Origin of the sequence: Cupriavidus malaysiensis, assembly GCF_001854325.1 — a bacterium.
Classification (GTDB): Bacteria; Pseudomonadota; Gammaproteobacteria; order Burkholderiales; family Burkholderiaceae; genus Cupriavidus; species Cupriavidus malaysiensis.
In genome coordinates this window covers 4,059,895-4,076,458 of sequence record NZ_CP017754.1, presented here as the reverse complement: position 1 = coordinate 4,076,458, position 16,564 = coordinate 4,059,895, and the positions used below count along the sequence as shown (strand labels likewise).

The following is a 16,564-nucleotide window of genomic DNA, read 5'->3' as shown; positions in this document are numbered from 1 at the left end:
AGGGGCCGCTAGCGGAAGCCGTTCTGCGCCGGCTGGTCGCTGCGCAGGCGCTTGACGATGTCCTTGGCGCTGCCGTAGGCCGAGCGGCCGTCGCACAGGTAGTCGCGGCCCAGTGCGTCGGCGTAGTTGTTGCGGCTGCTCTGGCTGAGGCGGATCCATCCCTCGCGGCCGTCGCTGCGGTTACGCACCCAGCCCTTGGCGCCGGGCGGCAGCGTCGCGTACAGCTTGCGCTCGAAGGTATCGCAGCGCAGCGCCTCGAAGCTGGTATTGCGCACGCCGCTGGCGCTGGTGATCACCACGGTGTAGCGCACGGCGCCGTCTTCTCCGACCAATACCGACTTGGCGTCGACCGCGAACTTCAGCGTGGTGTTGGTCGGGCCGAATTCGAAGGGAATCAGGTCGGCGTCGCTGGGCAGCGCGGGCAGGGAGACCTCGACCTCCTTGAACGGCTTGCCGCCGAACAGGTCGTCGATCAGGTCGCCTTTCTTGTTGGGGAGCTCTTCCTCTTCAGCGTTGGCGGTCTGCGGCTTGCTGGGCGTGCTGCTGCACGCGGCCAGTCCGAGGCAGGCGGCGGCGGCCGCCAGCAGGCAGGCGGCACGCAGGCGCGGGCGAAGGCCGCGCCCGGCGAATTCAGTCATCGGTACTCCGTTCAGGGTTTGCCGGCAGCGCCGGCTGGATCGGGCCCGGATTGCCGCGGCCCGCGTTTTCCTGGCGCGCCTGTCCGTGGCGGCCGCCGTGGTGGCCGAGGTGATGGCCGTGTCCACCGTAGGGGCCGGCCATGCGGCCACGCTGCAGGAAGCGCGACAGCTCCGTCAGCGCCATCTGGTAGACCTCGCGCTTGAACTCGATCACCGCTTCGAGCGGCACCCAGTACTGGCTCCAGCGCCAGGCGTCGAACTCGGGGTGGTCGGTGGCGCGCAGGCGGATATCGCAATCCCGCGCGGCCATGCGCAGCAGGAACCAGATCTGCTTCTGGCCCCGGTAGTGGCCGCGGATTTCGCGGCGGATGAACTTGTCCGGCACCTCATAACGCAGCCAGTCGCGGGTACGACCCACGATTCGGACATGTTCGGGCAGCAGTCCGACCTCTTCATGCAGTTCGCGGTACATCGCCTGTTCCGGCGTCTCGCCGTATTTGATGCCGCCTTGAGGAAACTGCCACGAATGTTCGCCGATACGTTTGCCCCAGAACACCTCGTTCCGTGCGTTGATGAGGATAATGCCGACGTTCGGGCGAAAGCCTTCACGATCGAGCATGACTGCACCTCGAATCCTTTAGAATTACGTCGATTATAAAGCGCGCGGTACGGCCTGAGTGGGCAGGTGCTGGTTTTCCCCAGCGGAAGCGTCGTTTCAGGCGCGTGCGTACAGGATTTGGTGCGGTGGCACTCCGGAATCGGCCGGGGGGGCCGGACCCTAAGAGAAAGCTACGGATGAAAGCCTCGCAATTCTTCATTTCCACCCTCAAGGAAGCCCCTTCCGACGCGGAAATCGTCTCGCACAAGCTGATGATGCGCGCCGGCATGATCAAGAAGCTGGGCGCGGGCATCTACAACTACATGCCGATCGGCCTGCGCGTGATCCGCAAGGTGGAGAACATCGTGCGCGAGGAGATGAACCGGGCCGGCGCGGTCGAGTTGTCGATGCCCGTGATCCAGCCGGCCGAGCTGTGGCAGGAGACCGGCCGCTGGGACAAGATGGGCCCGGAGCTGCTGCGCCTGAAGGATCGCCACGAGCGCGATTTCGCCGTGCAGCCGACCTCGGAGGAGGTCGTGACCGACATCGCGCGCAGCGAGATCCGCAGCTACAAGCAGCTGCCGATCAACTTCTACCAGATCCAGACCAAGTTCCGCGACGAGCGCCGGCCGCGCTTCGGCATCATGCGCGGCCGCGAGTTCACCATGAAGGACGCCTATTCCTTCGACCGCGACCTGGACGGCATGAAGGCCTCGTACCAGAAGATGTATGACGCCTACGTGCGCATCTTCCAGCGCTTCGGCCTGGAATTCCGCGCGGTGGCGGCCGACAACGGCGCCATCGGCGGTTCGGGCTCGCATGAGTTCCACGTGATCGCCGACACCGGCGAGGACGCCATCGTCTACTGCCCGGACTCCGACTACGCCGCCAACATGGAGGCGGCCGAGGCGCTGCCGCTGCTGGCCAGCCGCGCTGCCGCCGCCGAGCCGCTGGTGAAGGCGTCGACGCCGGAGAAGGCCAAGTGCGAGCACGTGGCCGAGTTCCTCGGCATCCCGCTGGAGCGCACCGTCAAGTCGATCGTGCTGGCCACCGACGGCGAGGCCGGCACGCAGGTCTGGCTGCTGCTGATCCGCGGCGATCATGAGCTGAACGAGATCAAGGCATCGAAGGTGCCCGGCCTGGCCGACTTCCGCTTCGCCACCGAGAACGAGATCGTTGACACCTTCGGTTCGCCGCCGGGCTACCTGGGCCCGGTGGGCACCAGGAAGCCGGTCAAGCTGGTGGTGGACCGCACCGTCGCCAATATGAGCGATTTCTGCTGCGGCGCCAACGAGCGCGACTACCACTACACCGGCGTCAACTGGGGCCGCGACCTGCCCGAGCCGCAGGTGGCCGACCTGCGCAACGTGGTCGAGGGCGACGCCTCGCCCGACGGCAAGGGCCGCCTGTCCATCTGCCGCGGCATCGAGGTGGGCCACGTGTTCATGCTCGGCACGCGCTACTCGGTCGACATGAACGCCAACTTCCTCGACGAGAACGGCAAGACCCAGCCGATGCAGATGGGCTGCTACGGCATCGGCGTCACGCGTATCCTCGGTGCCGCCATCGAGCAGAATTTCGACGAGCGCGGCATCATCTGGCCGGCCGCCATCGCGCCCTTCGAGGTGGTGGTGTGCCCGGTCGGCTACGACCGCAACGAGGCGGTCAAGGCCGAGGCCGACCGCATCCATGCCGAGCTGCTCGCGGCCGGCGTCGACGTGATCCTGGATGACCGCGGCGAGCGTCCCGGCGTGATGTTCGCCGACTGGGAGCTGATCGGCGTGCCGCACCGCGTGGTGGTGGGCGATCGCGGCCTGAAGGAGGGCAAGGTCGAGTACCAGGGCCGGCGCGACGCGCAGGCGACCGCGGTGGCGGTGGCCGACGTGGTCGGCCACGTACGCGGCCTGCTCGCCGGCTGACGCGGCTGACGGTGCGCGCGCCACGCCCAGCTTCCAGCCTGTCCGCTACCCGGCTCGGCGCCGGGCGGCTGGCGCGCGCGGGCGGCGCCCTGTTCCTGGTGGTGGCGGCAGCCGCCGCCCACGCCGGCGCACAGAAGGAAGAAGATCTCGCCGACTCGGTGCGCGGCGCGCTGGCCGCCGCCATCGCCGACGGCCGCCCGGTGCGGCCCGTCTTCGCCAGCGGCGGGGAGCGGCTGGCCTACCTGAAATGGCTGGACGAGATGTCGCGCCGGCTGGAGAGCCGCATCCCCGAATCGCAGACGCGCGTCGAGCTGATCGAGACCGCTTACTACGAAGCCAAGCGTGCGGGACTGGAGCCGGCGCTGGTGCTCGGCCTGATGCAGGTCGAGAGCAATTTCCGCAAGTACGCCATCAGTGCCGCCGGCGCGCGCGGCCTGATGCAGGTGATGCCGTTCTGGACGCGCAGCATCGGCGACAGCGATTCCCGCAAACTGTTCCACCTGCAGAGCAACCTGCGCTACGGCTGCACCATCCTGCGTTACTACCTCGACCGCGAGCAGGGCGACCTGTTCCTCGCCCTGGGCCGCTACAACGGCAGCCGCGGCCGTCCTGAATACCCGAATGCCGTGCTGGCCGCGTGGAAGCGCTGGCAGTATTCCGAAGTCTCGGTCACCGTGGCCGGCGATCCGGCGCCTGCCGCGCCGCGCGCCGCGCCGGGCGGCCTGGCCGAGCGCCCCGCCGGCAACCCCTTCTCTGCGCGGCGCCTCGCCAATCCGTCATGAGCGCGCAGCCCGGCAATGCGGCCGGCGCCACCGGCCACACGGTCTCGTCGCCGGAGCTGGAGCGCTGGCTGGTGCGCCACATTGCACTCGGCTTCGGTGTCGAAGCCCTGGTGCGCTCGATGTGCCTGTCCGGCTACGAGGCCGGCTTCGCCCGCACCACCGTGCTGGCGGCCCTCGCCGTGGCACCTGCGCGCGACGCCGCCGCATCCGCGCCGGCGGCCGGGGCTGCGGGCGATGCCATGCAGAACGTGCACCGGCATGGCGCCCACGACACGCGGCTGCTGTTCTCGCTGCAGGCGCCGCGCGTTTCGCTCTACCAGGGTTTGCTGGATGCCGCCGAGTGCGACGCCCTGGTGGCGCTGGCGCGCGGGCGGCTGGCGCGCTCGCCGGTGGTCAATCCCGACACCGGCGACGAAAACCTGATCGATGCGCGCACCAGCATGGGCGCCATGTTCCAGGTGGGCGAGCACCCCCTGATCGCCCGCATCGAAGCGCGTATCGCCGCGCTCACGGGCGTGCCGGCCGAGCATGGCGAAGGCCTGCAGATCCTCAACTACAAGCCCGGCGGCCAGTACCAGCCGCACTACGACTATTTCCATCCGGAGCGGCCGGGCGAGGCGCGCCAGCTGCGCGTCGGCGGCCAGCGCATCGCCACCCTGGTGATCTACCTGAACAGCCCGCCGGCCGGCGGCGCCACGGCCTTTCCGCGCCTGGGCCTGGAGGTGGCGCCGGTGCAGGGCAATGCGGTCTACTTCGCCTACCGCTTGCCGGACGGACGTCTCGACGAGCGGACCCTGCACGCGGGCCTGCCGGTGACAGCGGGCGAGAAATGGATCGCAACCAAATGGCTGCGCGAGCGTCCGTACCGGAACCTGCCTTGAGTCCGGCCAGGCCGGCCGCGCGCCTCTGGTTCGATGCCGCGCTCCCGTTCGCCGAGTACCGGTGCGCCGGCGACGGCGGCGCCGCCTACCTGCCGCATACGCATCCGACCCTGTCGATCGGCGCGGTTGACGGCGGCGGCAGTGTTTTCCGCTGGACCGGCGGTGTCGAGCACCTGGCGCCCGGTACGGTGGTGGTCGTGCCCGCCGAACGCGTGCATGCCTGCAATCCCTTGCCGGATGGCCGCTGGAGCTACCAGATGCTGCACCTTGAACCGTGCTGGGTGCGGGGCGTGCTGGCGGAGATTGCCGCCCACGGCGGCGCGATCGACGCTCTGGACGAAGTCGACGTGCGGCGCGAGGCGGCCAGCTACCGGGCGCTGCGCACCCTGGGCGGGATCCTGTTCTCCCCGGCCGATGCCGAGACCAAGGAGGCGGCCCTGGTGGGCGTGGTCGGCGACCTGCTTGCCGGCCGCGGCGCCTTGACACGCCAGCCGGCGCCGACCGCCCCCATGCTGCCGGCCGCGCGGCTGGCGCACCTGAAAGCGCTGCTGCAGGCGCGTCACGCCGAGCGCCTGCCGCTGGCCGAACTGGCGCGCGAAGCCGGCATGAGCCGATATCACCTGATCCGCGCCTTCCGCGCCGGGACCGGCCTGACGCCGCACGCCTACCAGCTCGACCAGCGCATCAACCAGGCACGCCGGCTGCTGCGCGCGGGCGGTGTCCTGGCCGACGTCGCGCTGCAACTGGGATTCGCCGACCAGAGCCACTTCCAGCGAGCCTTCAAGCAGCGCGTGGCGATGACACCGCTGGCCTACCAGCGCGGCGGGCGTGGCGCCGCGGCAGACGCCGCGCCCGCCGCGCGCGACATGCGGCCATGACCGTGGCGCTGCCGCCGCGCCGGGGCGGGCCAGCCACGCCAGGTGCCGAGCCGGGCATCGCCGGCGTGACCGGATGCTATCGCGAGGCGCCGCCGGACCTGGCGCTGCGCGGGCATTTTTCCTGCCTCTGGAGCAGCACGCTGCCGCCCGGGCCTGCCCGCGCGGTGGCGGTGCTGCCCGATGGCTGCGTGGATGTCCTCTGGCGCGATGGCGCGCTGCGTGTGGTCGGTCCGGATGTGACGGCTGCACACCCGGACCTGGCGCCGGGCGCGCACGTGCTGGGTGCCCGCTTTCGTGCGGGCGCGGCGCGCGCCTGGCTCGGCCTGCCGCTGTCGGAACTGGTCGGGCGCGCCGTGGCCCTGGAGGATCTATGGGGGAGGGCCGCCGCGGACATGGCGGCGCGCGTGCAGGAAGCCAGGGATCCGCTTGGCCAGGCGCGCGCCTTCCACCAGGAACTGCTTGCGGCAAGCCGCCGCGTGGCACCGGCCGAGGCGCGCGCGGCCGAGCTGTTCCGCCTGTGCGGGCTGCCCGTCGAGGACGGCGCGCGCGCGTTGGCGATACGGAAGCGGCTGGATCTCAGCGAACGTAGCGTGCGGCGTCTATGCCACGATCATTTCGGCTACGGGACCAAGACGCTGGAACGTATCCTGCGCTTCCAGCGCTTCTTTGCCCGCCTGCGCGGGCTGCCGGGCGCGGCATCGCTGGCGGTCCTCGCCGCCGAGGCGGGCTATGCCGACCAGGCCCACCTCGGCCGCGAGGTTCAGGCGCTTTGCGGCATCACGCCGGCGTGCCTGCGGCAGCAGTTGCGGGCGGATCAGGCGCTCTAGCGGCAACGCTGCGGGGGGAGCCGCGAGGCGGCGCGATCTGCACGTGCCGTTCCCGCCGCTGGCCGTTTCGTTCAAGACGGCGGCGCGCACTGCCCTCATGCTGTAGCCTGCACTTCCAATTGATTCAATCCATTCCATTCCATTCCACAGGAGGCAGCCATGGGAATCCGGGGCAAGGACAGCCAGATCGACAACATCGAATTCAACGTGGGCGACATCGCACGCAGCAAGCGTTTCTACGGCGAGGTGTTCGGCTGGACCTTCACTGACTATGGGCCGGCCTATTGCGAGTTCAGCGATGGCCGGCTGACCGGTGGCTTCACCACCGGCGCGGCGGTCCGGCCGGGCGGGCCGCTGGTCATCCTGTACAGCGAGGACCTGGCTGATGCCCGGCAGCGCATCGTGGCCGCCGGCGGGCGCATCAGCCAGGAGGTATTCGAATTCCCGGGAGGCCGGCGCTTCCATTTCACCGACCCGGACGGCTACGAGCTGGCCGTCTGGACGGCCGCCTGAGTCTTCCGCCCGCGCTCCCCGGCCGCGCAATTTCCTTCAATACGGCGCGGCGCGGCGGGCCGACACTGCCATCTTCCGATGGAGGACGGAGATGGATCTGCTGAATGCGCCCGGCGGCCTCGCGCCGCAATTCGCCATGGTGGCCGGCGCTCACCTGCTGGCCCTGCTGAGCCCGGGCCCCGATTTCCTGCTGGTGGTGCGCAGCGGCCTGCTGCATGGCCCGCGCCGGACGGCCGCGGTCTGCCTGGGCATCGCCCTCGGCAACGGGGTCTTCATCCTGCTGGCACTGGCCGGACTGGCTGCCAGCCGGGCCAGCCAGGCTTGGCTGGACGGCCTGCAATGGGCCGGTTGCGCTTACCTGGTGTGGCTGGGCTGGCGCTTCCTGCGCGTGCGCGGCGGCTTCGCTCTGCCCGATGGGGTGCAGCCGGGGCAGGGCGGGGCGACGGTCCCGGTTGCCTGGGCTGCACAGCTCGGCACGGGCCTGCTGTCGGCGCTGCTCAATCCCAAGAACGCCCTGTTCTATGCCAGCCTGTTCGCCATGCTGGCCGCACAGCACACGCCGCCGGCCATCCAGGCCGCCTACGGGGCCTGGATGTTCTGCGCCGTGTTCGGCTGGGACCTGCTGGTGGCGTACGGAGCCGGACACCCGGCCGTGGCCTCGCGTTTCGCCCGCTCGACCACTGCGGTCGGCCGCTGCACGGGATTGGCCTTGTGGGGCCTGGCCACCGTCGTGGCGGTGCGCTCTTGGCGGAGCTAGGCCGAACCCGGTCGCATCCGATATCCATGCCGGTACATTTGTGGAAAAGTGTACCGGTACTGTGCTGGTAACCGTCGCTAGACTGAGCAGGTCGTTTTCATCCCTGCTTTTCGCCCCTAAGACGGAGTCCTCTCATGGCACTGCTTCAGCTCGCTGCCGGCTCCGGCGTCTTCGCCGCCTTCTGCGGCTTCGCGCTGGTGTCCTCGGTCACCCCCGGTCCCAACAATACGATGGTGCTGGCCTCCGGCGTCAACTTCGGCTTCGCCCGCACGGTTCCGCACCTGCTCGGCATCAGCCTGGGCTTCTCGCTGATGGTAGCCCTGGTGGGCCTGGGCCTGGGCTCGCTGTTCACGGCATTGCCGTGGACCTGGCAGGTCCTGCGCGTGGCGGCTGCGCTGTACCTGACATGGCTGGCCTGGAAGCTCGCGACGGGCGGCGGCGTGCAGGAACGCAGCGTGGCGCGGCCGATGGGCTTCCTGCGCGCGGCGGCCTTCCAGTGGGTGAATCCCAAGGCCTGGGTGATGGCGGTGGGCGCGTGCAGCACCTATGTGCTGCACGGCAACCTGTGGGTCAACGTCCTGCTGCTGTCGGGGATCTTCGCCGTGATCAACCTGCCCAGCGTGGCCATGTGGGCGGTGTTCGGCTCGGCGCTGCGCCGCTGGCTGGCCGACCCGCGGGTGCTGCGGGTCTTCAATGTGGCGATGGCGCTGCTGCTGCTCGCCTCGCTGTGGCCTATCCTCAGCGCAAGGCCCTGATGGCGCCGAGATTGCGCCAGTAGCCCTTGGCATCCATGCCGCAGCCGAACACATAGCGGTCCGGCACGGTGAAGCCGCAGAAGTCCGGATGCATGGGCTTGGCCTTGGCCAGCGTCTTTTCGCACAGCACGGCGGCGTGGAACTCGCGCGCGCCCATGTCCATGATGCGCTGGCGGATGGCCGCCATGGTCTCGCCTTCGTCGAGGATGTCGTCGAGCACCAGTACCACGCGGTCCTTGACCGATTCGCGCGGCGCCACGCGCCATTGCATTTCCCCGCCCACCGTCTTGTTGTTGTAGCGGGACAGGTGGATGTAGTCGAATTCCAGCGGGAAGGCCAGCTTGGGCAGCAGCATGCCGGTGAAGACCACGGCGCCTCCCATCACGGACAGCACCAGCGGGAAGGTGTCGCCGATCTTGGCGGTGATCTCGGCTGCCATGCGGTCGAGTGAGGCCTGCACGGCTTCTGCGCTGACGATTTCCTCGGAATTGGCCCACAGTTCGCGGGCCTGTTCGGCGGTCATCATGATGGTTCTTCCTATCTCGTTTCTTGGCGTGGGGGCGTGGGGGCGGTGCGCGGGGAGCGGCCCCGCGCGGGCAGGGAATCAGCGGTTGAACAATCCTTTCATGCCGCCTTTCATGGCGCCCATTGAGCGCATCAGCTTCATCATGCCGCCGCCCTTGAGCTTCTTCATCATGCCCTGCATCTGATCGAACTGGTTGAGCAACCGGTTGACTTCCTGCACCGGCACACCGGCGCCGGCGGCGATACGGCGCTTGCGGCTGGCCTTGATCAGGTCCGGCTTGGCGCGCTCGGCGGGCGTCATGCTGTTGATGATGCCCTCCATGCGGCGCACCTGCTTCTCGGCCTGGTCCATGTTGGCGCCCTGGGCCTGCTGCGCGAACTGGGCCGGCAGCTTGTCCACCAGGCTGCCCAGTCCACCCATCTTCTTCATCTGGCCGATCTGTGCCTTGAAGTCTTCCAGGTCGAAGTCGCCGGTCTTCTTGATCTTCTTGGCCAGTTTCTCGGCCGCTTCCATGTCGACGCCGCGCTGCGCCTCCTCGACCAGGGCGAGGATGTCGCCCATGCCCAGGATCCGCTGGGCCATGCGATCGGGGTAGAAGGGCTCCAGGCCGTCGAGCTTCTCGCCGACGCCGACGAACTTGATCGGCCTGCCGGTGATGTGGCGCACCGACAGCGCAGCGCCGCCGCGTGCGTCGCCGTCGAGCTTGGTCAGCACCACTCCGGTCAGCGGCAGCGCGTCATTGAAGGCCTTGGCGGTATTGACCGCGTCCTGGCCCAGCATGGCATCGACCACGAACAGGGTCTCGGCGGGCTTGAGCTCGGCGTGCAGCGCGGCGATCTCCTGCATCATCGCCTCGTCGATGCCCAGGCGGCCGGCGGTGTCGACGATCAGCACGTCGGCATAGTGCTTGCGCGCCCAGTCCAGCGCCGCGCGTGCGATGTCGACCGGTTTCTGGTCCGGCTGGGAGGGGAAGAACTCCGCGCCGACCTGCTCGGACACCGTCTTCAACTGGGCGATCGCGGCGGGGCGGTAGACGTCGCAGGAGACCGTCAGCACCTTCTTCTTCTTGTTCTCCTTGAGCCACTTGGCCAGCTTGCCCACCGTGGTGGTCTTGCCCGCGCCCTGCAGGCCGGCCATCAGGATGATGGCGGGCGGCTGCACTGCCAGGTTCAGTTCGGCGCTCTTGCCCTGCAGGCTTTCCTCGCCGCCGATCACCGCGGTCAGCTCGCGCTGCACCACCCCGACCAGGGCCTGGCCCGGCGTGAGGCTGGAGACCACCTCCTCGCCCATGGCCTTTTCCTTCACGCGCGCGATGAACTCGCGCACGACGGGCAGGGCGACGTCGGCCTCGAGCATGGCGAGGCGCACTTCGCGCAGCATTTCGGCGGTATTGGCCTCGGTCAGGCGAGCCTCGCCGCGCATGGTCTTGACGACCCGCGCCAAGCGTTGAGTGAGATTGTCCAGCATGGCAGAAAAGGGGGAGGTTTGGCGCCCGGGCGCGGCGTTACCGCGGCGCCACCAGTACAGGGCGCTAGGGTAAACTGTGCAAATGGCCATTGTACTGTATGCCTTGACGGCACTTCTCTATTGCGGCCTGGCCTATCACGGCTGGGCGGCGCGTCATGCCCAGCTGGCCGCCCTGGCCCAGGGCGGTGGCGGCTCGGCCCTGCTGATGGCGGGTGCATCCGGCGCGGGAGAGGCGCAGCCGCCCTGGTGGCACCTGCTGATGGTGGGGGCCCTGGCCAGCCACGGCCTGCTGCTGCACGAGACCATCTTTCCCGCCGACCACATGATGTTCGGCTTCGCCTACGCGCTGTCGGCCATGCTCTGGCTGGGCGTGGGCATCTACTGGATCGAGAGTTTCTTCTTCTCGCTGGCCGGGCTCGGCCTGATCGTGATCCCGGTGGCCCTGCTGGCCAGCCTGATGCCGCTGGTCTTTCCCGGCTCGCAGATCCTCGGCTATGCGGCCAAGCCGCTGTTCAAGCTGCATTTCATCATCGCCAACGTGGCTTATGGGCTGTTCACCCTGGCCGCCTTCCATGCTTTCCTGATGCTGCTGGCCGAGCGCCGCCTGCACGGCTTCAACCGTCCGGTGGGCGGGGGCGCGGGCGAGCCGCGCTGGCTCGGCCGCTGGCTGGACCTGCTGCCGCCGCTGCTGACGCTGGAGAAGCTGCTGTTCCGCCTGATCGGCGCCGGCTTCGTGCTGCTGACGCTGACCATTGCCTCGGGCCTGCTGTTCTCCGAGCAACTGTTCGGGCGGGCCTTCCGGCTCGACCACAAGACGGTCTTCGCCCTGCTGTCCTGGGGCATGTTCTGCGGCATCCTGATCGGCCGGCGCTTCTACGGCTGGCGCGGGCGCGCCGCGCTGCGCTGGGTGATCGCCTCCTTCGGCATCCTGCTGCTGGCCTACGTCGGCAGCCGCTTCGTCATCGAAGTGATCCTGCATCGCGTCTGAGGCCCGGCATGGCACGCATCTTCCTTCTCCTGGCCGTGGTGCTGGGCATGTTCTGGTGGCTGCGCAACCGCGCCGAGGAACGCCTGCGCGCGGAGCGCCGGGCGGCGCGCTCGGCCAGGCCCTCCCCCGATGACGGCAGTGCCAGCGAGGCGATGGTGCCGTGCGCGAGCTGCGGGGTGCACCTGCCGCGCAGCGAGGCGATCGCCTATCGTGGCCTGCACTATTGCCGGCGCAGCCACCTGCCGGACGACAGCGGCCCGCCCGCATGAAGACCCGGCAGCCCGCCGCGCCGCCAGCCGGCGTGCTGCATGCCATGCTGCAGACCTGGCAGCAGGCCGAGCCGCCGGAATTCCACTGGCGCTTGCTGCACTACTTCTGCTGGACGCGTCTGGCCGTCGGGCTGCTGCTGCTCGGCTACATCTGGCTGCCCTCCCAGCGCGGCGAGATGCTGCAGGCCCTGCCGGAGGCGCCGTGGACCTGGGCCAGCCCGATGCGCCTGGTGCTGTCCTACCTCGCGCTGGCGCTGGCGATGGCTGCCGCCGCGCTGTGGCGCCGCCGCTTTCATTTCCGCGTGCGCTTGCAGGTGCTGGCCGACCTGCTGCTGCTGGCGCTGCTGTTCCACGCCCTGGGGCGCCATGGTGACGGGCTGGCCATGATCTTCCTGCTGCCGGCGCTGGAGGCCGGTGCGCTGACCAGCCTGCCGTTCGCGCTGTTCGCCGCCGCGGTGTCGGCGCTGACGGTGCTGGGCGAGCCGATGATGCAGACGCTGGTGGCGCGCCAGACCGCGCCCGCGCTGCTTGGCGCCGGCCTCTACGGGCTGGTGTTCATGATCGCGGCGCTGCTGATGTACCTGCTGGCCAACCGCCAGCTGGCACAGGAGCAGCTGGCCCTGGCGCGCGAGCGCGAGCTGCGGCTGCAGCAGCTGGTCAACCGGCTGATGGTCAACGACATGCAGGACGGCGTGATGCTGCTGCGCGCCAATGGTGCCGTGGTAGCGGCCAATCCGGCCGCCGTGGTGCTGCTCGGCGTGCAGCCCGCCGAGCGCGGCGGCGATCCGCGCGCGGCGGGCGCACAGCGCGAAGCCATCCTGTTCGACCTGCGCCGCATCCCGCGGCTGCAGCCGCTGGCGGAAATGCTGCGCGACTGGCTGCGCAGCCGCGACGACGCGCCGCGCATCCTGCAGTTGCTGCCCCTGCCGCTGCGGCCTTCCTCGGGCGGCGGGCCCATCCTGCACACCCGCCTGCGCCTGCGTTTCCTGCTGCCGGGCGTGGCCGGCCTGCGCTCCACCTTCGCCGCGTCCCTGTCGACGCACACCCTGGGCTCGGCATCGTCGATGCGCACGGCGGCCTGGAACGAGATGTCGCCCGAGGCGGCTGCGCGCCTGCGCCTGGCCATCGCGCAGAACGAGGCGATGTCCTGGAGTCCCGAGGACGAAGCCCTGCTGCGCAGCGAGATGCGCGACACCGTGCTGGTGCATATCGAGAGCTGGGAGCGCATCGCCGAGCAGGTCCAGCAGGAGAAGCTGGCCGCGATGGGACGGCTGGTGGCCAGCGTGGCGCATCAGATCCGCAATCCGCTGGCGGCGATCAGCCAGGCCAGCGAGCTGCTGGCGGACTCCGGACGGCGCGGCGCGCGGGCCGAGGGCGACGTCGACGCGCGCCTGCTGCGCATCATCAGCGACAACGTGCGGCGGCTCGACCAGGTGGTCTCGGACGTGCTGCAGATGTCGCGCCGCCCGCGTACCGAGCGCAGTGCCGTGGACCTGAACAAGGCGCTGCCGGAAATCGTGGCGCGCTGGCGCGCGGAGATGCGCTCGCGCTCGGCGCGCGCCGAGGCGGTGGCCGGCGCGGCGCCGCCTGCGGGCCCCGGCCATGAAGTCAATGCCAATGCCATCCGCCTGACGGTCGATGTGGCCAGGCCGGTCATCTTCGAGCCGTCGCAGCTGCAACAGGTGGTCGGCAACCTGCTCGACAACGCCTGGCGCTACTGCAGCCGCCGGCCCGGCGCGATCCGCCTGCTGGCGCATGCGCTGGACCAGCACCATGCCGAGCTGATCGTCTGGAACGATGGCAGCGAGGTCTCGCGCGAGCACCAGCGCAGCCTGTTCGAGCCCTTCTTCACCAGCAATGCCCAGGGTACCGGCCTGGGATTGTTCATGGCGCGCGAGCTGTGCGGCGCCAACGATGCCCAGGTGCGCTACGGCACCATTTCGCTGGAGGCGCTGCTCGAGCGCACGGGGATGCTGGCGCCGGCCGCGCGCGATACACTGCCGTCCAAGGCCTTCGTGCTGACCTTGCGCATCGACACGCCGGAGACCGGCGGCACCTGAGGCCGGCCGAGCCTCCCGTCCAGACCGACCACGCGACCCAGCGCCCACTCCACCGCACGCCGCCCATGCCGTTCCGACCTTCCGGCCCCGATCCCATCCTCGTCATCGACGACGAAGCCGATCTGCGCGAACTGCTCGACATCTCGATCCGCCGCATGGGCCATGACGTGGTGCTGGCCGGCTCGCTGGCCGAGGCGCGCGAAAAGCTGGCCCGCGGGCACTACAGCCTGGTGCTGACGGACATGCGGCTGGGCGACGGACTCGGCATCGAGATCGTGCGGCAGCTGTCGAGCGCGCCCGAGCGCGTGCCGGTGGCCGTGCTGACGGCCTACGGCAGCGCCGACAATGCGGTCGAGGCACTGAAGGCCGGTGCTTTCGACTACATCGCCAAGCCGGTCTCGCTGGAGCAGTTGCGCAACCTGATCCTGAACGCGCTCGGCCGGCAGCAGCGCGACGGCGCGGAGGTGTCGGCGGGCGATGCCGCCAACCGGGCCGCCGACCTGCTGCCGGGCCATTCGGCGGCCATGCAGGAGGTGCGGCGCGCGCTGGCCCGGCTGGCGCGCAGCATGGCGCCCATCGTGATCAGCGGCGAATCCGGCAGCGGCAAGGAGCGTGCCGCGCGCGCCATCCACGCCATCAGCGCGCGCGCGGCGCATCCGTTCGTGGCAGTCAACTGCGGGGCCATTCCGGAGACGCTGATGGAGTCGGAGTTCTTCGGCTACGTCAAGGGCGCCTTCACCGGGGCCGACAGCGAACGCGGCGGCTTCTTCCATGCCGCCAACGGCGGCACGCTGATGCTCGACGAGGTGGCCGACCTGCCGCTGGCGATGCAGGTCAAGCTGCTGCGTGCGCTGCAGGAGCGGCGTGTGCGCAAGATCGGCGCCAGCCGCGAGGATCTCGTCGACGTGCGGGTGGTCTGCGCCAGCCACAAGGACCTGGCCGCCATGGTGGCGGCGGGCCAGTTCCGCCAGGATCTCTACTACCGCCTCAACGTGCTGGAACTGCGCATGCCCACGCTGCGCGAGCGCGCGGAAGACGTGCCGGTGCTGGCGCGGGCCATTCTCGCCCACCTGGCCGGCCGCTACGGCGACCCGCGCGCCAAGCGGCTGTCGCCGGCGGCGCTCGAGCGGCTGTCGGCCTACCGCTTTCCCGGCAACGTGCGCGAATTGGAGAATCTGCTGGAGCGAGCCTACGCCTTCGCCGAGGGCGAGCACATCGACGTGGCCGATCTCGGGCCGCTGGAGGCAGGCACGGAGCGCCCCGGCCTGCTGGCGCCGCCCGCCGCGCCCGCGGCCTACTATGCGCCGTGGCCGGGCGGCGCGCTGTGGGCGCCGGTGGCAGCGCCCGCGCTGGCGCCCGTCGCCCTGCCCACCGGACTGCCGGCGGCACCGGAGCCGGTGCCGGTGCCGACCGCGTCCGCGTCGGTCGTGCTGGCCGACGATGCGATCGGCGCGATAGGCGCGCCCGTGGTCTTCCCGATCGACCTGCCGGCGCGGCTGGAGTCGCTGGAGCGCAGCCTGATCCTGCAGGCGCTGCAGCAGACCGGCTTCAACCGCACGGCGGCGGCGCCGCTGCTGGGCCTGAGCTTCCGCCAGCTGCGCTACCGCATCCAGCAACTCGGCATCCGCGGCGACGGGCGCGAGGAAGCGGGCGAGGCCCTCGATGCGGCGGACGGCATCGAGGGCACCGAGATATCGGGATGCACCGACCCGCTGGCCACAGGGAGGCACGATGGCTGAGCGGCGTTCCAGGTACCTGCGGCCCGCATTGCGTCCCGGCGCCGACGGCTGGGTGGCGGCGGCGCGCCGCGTGGACTCGCCGAATTTCGACGAGCGTCCCGCCGGCATGCCGGTCGGGCTGGTGGTGCTGCACAACATCAGCCTGCCGCCCGGGCAGTTCGGCAGCGGCGACATCGAGGCCTTCTTCCAGAACCGGCTCGACGCCACCCGCCATCCCTTCTTCGCCACCATCCACGACGTGCGCGTGTCGGCCCACTTCCTGGTTGCGCGCGATGGCGAGCTGATCCAGTTCGTCTCCTGCAATGCGCGCGCCTGGCATGCCGGCCTGTCCGATTTCTTCGGCCGGGAGCGTTGCAACGATTTCTCCATCGGCATCGAGATCGAGGGCTGCGACGACCTGCCGTTCACGGCCGCCCAGTACGACACGGTGGCCGCCCTGGTGCGGGAGTTGCTGGCAGCCTACCCCTCGGTGGGCGCGCTGGCCGGTCACAGCGACATCGCGCCCGGACGGAAGACCGATCCGGGCCCGCACTTCGACTGGGACCGGCTGGCCGGCGAGGCTGGCCTGGCGCCGGCGCTGCTGCCTTACCGCACGGTGAGGCCGGCTGGCAAGTGAATCCTGACGGTGCTTGTGGCTATCGGCTGCCGTCGGCCAATCGAAAAAATTTCTCTACAATATGCGCCCCCGCACCATGCGGCGCCCAAGCCTTGCGCTATGCGGCCTGGCGGCCATGCGGCAGCGCGCAAGGCCGGCACCGCTCGGCAAAAACTAAGTTGTCAAGACTGGTCAACGCGTGTCGTTTCACTATACTTAGTCCAGTTTTCTGATCCGGCCACTATATCTAGTGGTCGGGCAGCGTGCTCGCCTGGATGTGACTCAGGGGACGCAGCCGTCGCGATGCAGGCATCGCGCGGCCGGCGGCCCGGGACACCGGGCGTCCAGTCTTTCGAGTCCCCTGCAGATGTA

The 16,564-nt window shown here is 69.8% G+C and carries 17 protein-coding genes; 13 read left to right on the top strand and 4 right to left on the bottom strand.

Annotated features, from left to right (window positions below; genetic code table 11):
- Positions 1-8 precede the first annotated feature (8 nt).
- Positions 9-638 carry a CNP1-like family protein gene (locus BKK80_RS18460; RefSeq protein WP_071015554.1) on the bottom strand — a complete coding sequence of 210 codons (630 nt, stop codon included), beginning with the start codon at positions 636-638 and terminating at the stop codon, positions 9-11.
- A complete protein-coding gene (locus BKK80_RS18455; protein ID WP_071015552.1) occupies positions 631-1,257 on the bottom strand; it encodes an RNA pyrophosphohydrolase in 627 nt (208 codons plus the stop codon). The genes BKK80_RS18460 and BKK80_RS18455 overlap by 8 nt, the downstream gene beginning before the upstream one ends.
- A gap of 176 nt (positions 1,258-1,433) precedes the next feature.
- Here BKK80_RS18455 and BKK80_RS18450 point away from each other — a divergent pair, with 176 nt between their 5' ends.
- The 8 genes from BKK80_RS18450 (at position 1,434) to BKK80_RS18415 (ending at position 8,548) form a co-directional block, all read left to right on the top strand.
- Positions 1,434-3,155 carry a proline--tRNA ligase gene (locus BKK80_RS18450; protein WP_071070422.1) on the top strand — a complete coding sequence of 574 codons (1,722 nt, stop codon included), beginning with the start codon at positions 1,434-1,436 and terminating at the stop codon, positions 3,153-3,155.
- A 68-nt stretch (positions 3,156-3,223) separates the two neighbouring features.
- Positions 3,224-3,937 (top strand): lytic transglycosylase domain-containing protein, encoded by a 714-nt coding sequence (locus BKK80_RS18445; RefSeq protein ID WP_071016591.1) that lies wholly within the window; start codon positions 3,224-3,226, stop codon positions 3,935-3,937.
- A complete protein-coding gene (locus BKK80_RS18440; RefSeq protein WP_071070420.1) occupies positions 3,934-4,818 on the top strand; it encodes a 2OG-Fe(II) oxygenase in 885 nt (294 codons plus the stop codon). Before BKK80_RS18445 ends, BKK80_RS18440 begins: the two co-directional genes overlap by 4 nt.
- The gene (locus BKK80_RS18435; RefSeq protein ID WP_236903693.1) at positions 4,815-5,696 is read left to right on the top strand and encodes a helix-turn-helix transcriptional regulator; all 882 of its coding nucleotides are present in this window, start codon (positions 4,815-4,817) and stop codon (positions 5,694-5,696) included. Before BKK80_RS18440 ends, BKK80_RS18435 begins: the two co-directional genes overlap by 4 nt.
- Entirely contained in the window at positions 5,693-6,523 is an 831-nt protein-coding gene (locus BKK80_RS18430; RefSeq protein ID WP_084545609.1) for an AraC family transcriptional regulator, read from the top strand. Before BKK80_RS18435 ends, BKK80_RS18430 begins: the two co-directional genes overlap by 4 nt.
- Positions 6,524-6,682: 159 nt before the next feature.
- Positions 6,683-7,036: a VOC family protein gene (locus BKK80_RS18425; protein ID WP_071015544.1), complete on the top strand. Its 354-nt coding sequence runs from the start codon at positions 6,683-6,685 to the stop codon at positions 7,034-7,036.
- A 91-nt stretch (positions 7,037-7,127) separates the two neighbouring features.
- Positions 7,128-7,793, top strand: coding sequence for a LysE family translocator (locus BKK80_RS18420; protein ID WP_071015542.1), 666 nt, complete (start codon positions 7,128-7,130; stop codon positions 7,791-7,793).
- 134 nt (positions 7,794-7,927) lie between these two features.
- Positions 7,928-8,548, top strand: coding sequence for a LysE family translocator (locus tag BKK80_RS18415; protein ID WP_071015540.1), 621 nt, complete (start codon positions 7,928-7,930; stop codon positions 8,546-8,548).
- On the opposite strand, the gene BKK80_RS18410 is transcribed toward BKK80_RS18415, so the two are convergent.
- Together BKK80_RS18410 and ffh are read right to left on the bottom strand one after the other, a co-directional pair.
- The gene (locus BKK80_RS18410) at positions 8,532-9,074 is read right to left on the bottom strand and encodes a hypoxanthine-guanine phosphoribosyltransferase (RefSeq protein WP_071015537.1); all 543 of its coding nucleotides are present in this window, start codon (positions 9,072-9,074) and stop codon (positions 8,532-8,534) included. The two genes, BKK80_RS18415 and BKK80_RS18410, sit on opposite strands and share 17 nt — an antisense overlap.
- Positions 9,075-9,152: 78 nt before the next feature.
- Entirely contained in the window at positions 9,153-10,541 is a 1,389-nt protein-coding gene (gene ffh / locus BKK80_RS18405; RefSeq protein WP_071015535.1) for a signal recognition particle protein, read from the bottom strand.
- 82 nt (positions 10,542-10,623) lie between these two features.
- Here ffh and BKK80_RS18400 point away from each other — a divergent pair, with 82 nt between their 5' ends.
- The 5 genes from BKK80_RS18400 (at position 10,624) to ampD (ending at position 16,213) form a co-directional block, all read left to right on the top strand.
- Complete coding sequence (locus tag BKK80_RS18400; RefSeq protein ID WP_071015533.1) at positions 10,624-11,529, top strand: cytochrome C assembly family protein; 906 nt, start codon at positions 10,624-10,626, stop codon at positions 11,527-11,529.
- Between the two features lie 8 nt (positions 11,530-11,537).
- Complete coding sequence (locus tag BKK80_RS18395) at positions 11,538-11,798, top strand: PP0621 family protein (protein WP_071015531.1); 261 nt, start codon at positions 11,538-11,540, stop codon at positions 11,796-11,798.
- Positions 11,795-13,858 (top strand): sensor histidine kinase, encoded by a 2,064-nt coding sequence (locus BKK80_RS18390; protein WP_071015529.1) that lies wholly within the window; start codon positions 11,795-11,797, stop codon positions 13,856-13,858. Before BKK80_RS18395 ends, BKK80_RS18390 begins: the two co-directional genes overlap by 4 nt.
- Before the next feature lie 65 nt (positions 13,859-13,923).
- Positions 13,924-15,597, top strand: coding sequence for a sigma-54-dependent transcriptional regulator (locus tag BKK80_RS18385; protein WP_071070416.1), 1,674 nt, complete (start codon positions 13,924-13,926; stop codon positions 15,595-15,597).
- A complete protein-coding gene (gene ampD / locus BKK80_RS18380) occupies positions 15,590-16,213 on the top strand; it encodes a 1,6-anhydro-N-acetylmuramyl-L-alanine amidase AmpD (protein ID WP_071015525.1) in 624 nt (207 codons plus the stop codon). Before BKK80_RS18385 ends, ampD begins: the two co-directional genes overlap by 8 nt.
- The last annotated feature ends 351 nt before the right edge of the window (positions 16,214-16,564 follow it).

Bases quoted from the DNA above. Each gene is read 5' to 3' on its own strand.
- BKK80_RS18400 (WP_071015533.1), top strand. From the start codon at position 10,624: ATGGCCATTGTACTGTATGCCTTGACGGCACTTCTCTATTGCGGCCTG.
- BKK80_RS18390 (WP_071015529.1), top strand. From the start codon at position 11,795: ATGAAGACCCGGCAGCCCGCCGCGCCGCCAGCCGGCGTGCTGCATGCC.
- BKK80_RS18385 (WP_071070416.1), top strand. From the start codon at position 13,924: ATGCCGTTCCGACCTTCCGGCCCCGATCCCATCCTCGTCATCGACGAC.
- BKK80_RS18420 (WP_071015542.1), top strand. From the start codon at position 7,128: ATGGATCTGCTGAATGCGCCCGGCGGCCTCGCGCCGCAATTCGCCATG.
- BKK80_RS18430 (WP_084545609.1), top strand. From the start codon at position 5,693: ATGACCGTGGCGCTGCCGCCGCGCCGGGGCGGGCCAGCCACGCCAGGT.
- ampD (WP_071015525.1), top strand. From the start codon at position 15,590: ATGGCTGAGCGGCGTTCCAGGTACCTGCGGCCCGCATTGCGTCCCGGC.
- BKK80_RS18450 (WP_071070422.1), top strand. From the start codon at position 1,434: ATGAAAGCCTCGCAATTCTTCATTTCCACCCTCAAGGAAGCCCCTTCC.
- BKK80_RS18395 (WP_071015531.1), top strand. From the start codon at position 11,538: ATGGCACGCATCTTCCTTCTCCTGGCCGTGGTGCTGGGCATGTTCTGG.
- BKK80_RS18440 (WP_071070420.1), top strand. From the start codon at position 3,934: ATGAGCGCGCAGCCCGGCAATGCGGCCGGCGCCACCGGCCACACGGTC.
- BKK80_RS18455 (WP_071015552.1), bottom strand. From the start codon at position 1,257: ATGCTCGATCGTGAAGGCTTTCGCCCGAACGTCGGCATTATCCTCATC.
- ffh (WP_071015535.1), bottom strand. From the start codon at position 10,541: ATGCTGGACAATCTCACTCAACGCTTGGCGCGGGTCGTCAAGACCATG.
- BKK80_RS18460 (WP_071015554.1), bottom strand. From the start codon at position 638: ATGACTGAATTCGCCGGGCGCGGCCTTCGCCCGCGCCTGCGTGCCGCC.
- BKK80_RS18410 (WP_071015537.1), bottom strand. From the start codon at position 9,074: ATGATGACCGCCGAACAGGCCCGCGAACTGTGGGCCAATTCCGAGGAA.
- BKK80_RS18425 (WP_071015544.1), top strand. From the start codon at position 6,683: ATGGGAATCCGGGGCAAGGACAGCCAGATCGACAACATCGAATTCAAC.
- BKK80_RS18415 (WP_071015540.1), top strand. From the start codon at position 7,928: ATGGCACTGCTTCAGCTCGCTGCCGGCTCCGGCGTCTTCGCCGCCTTC.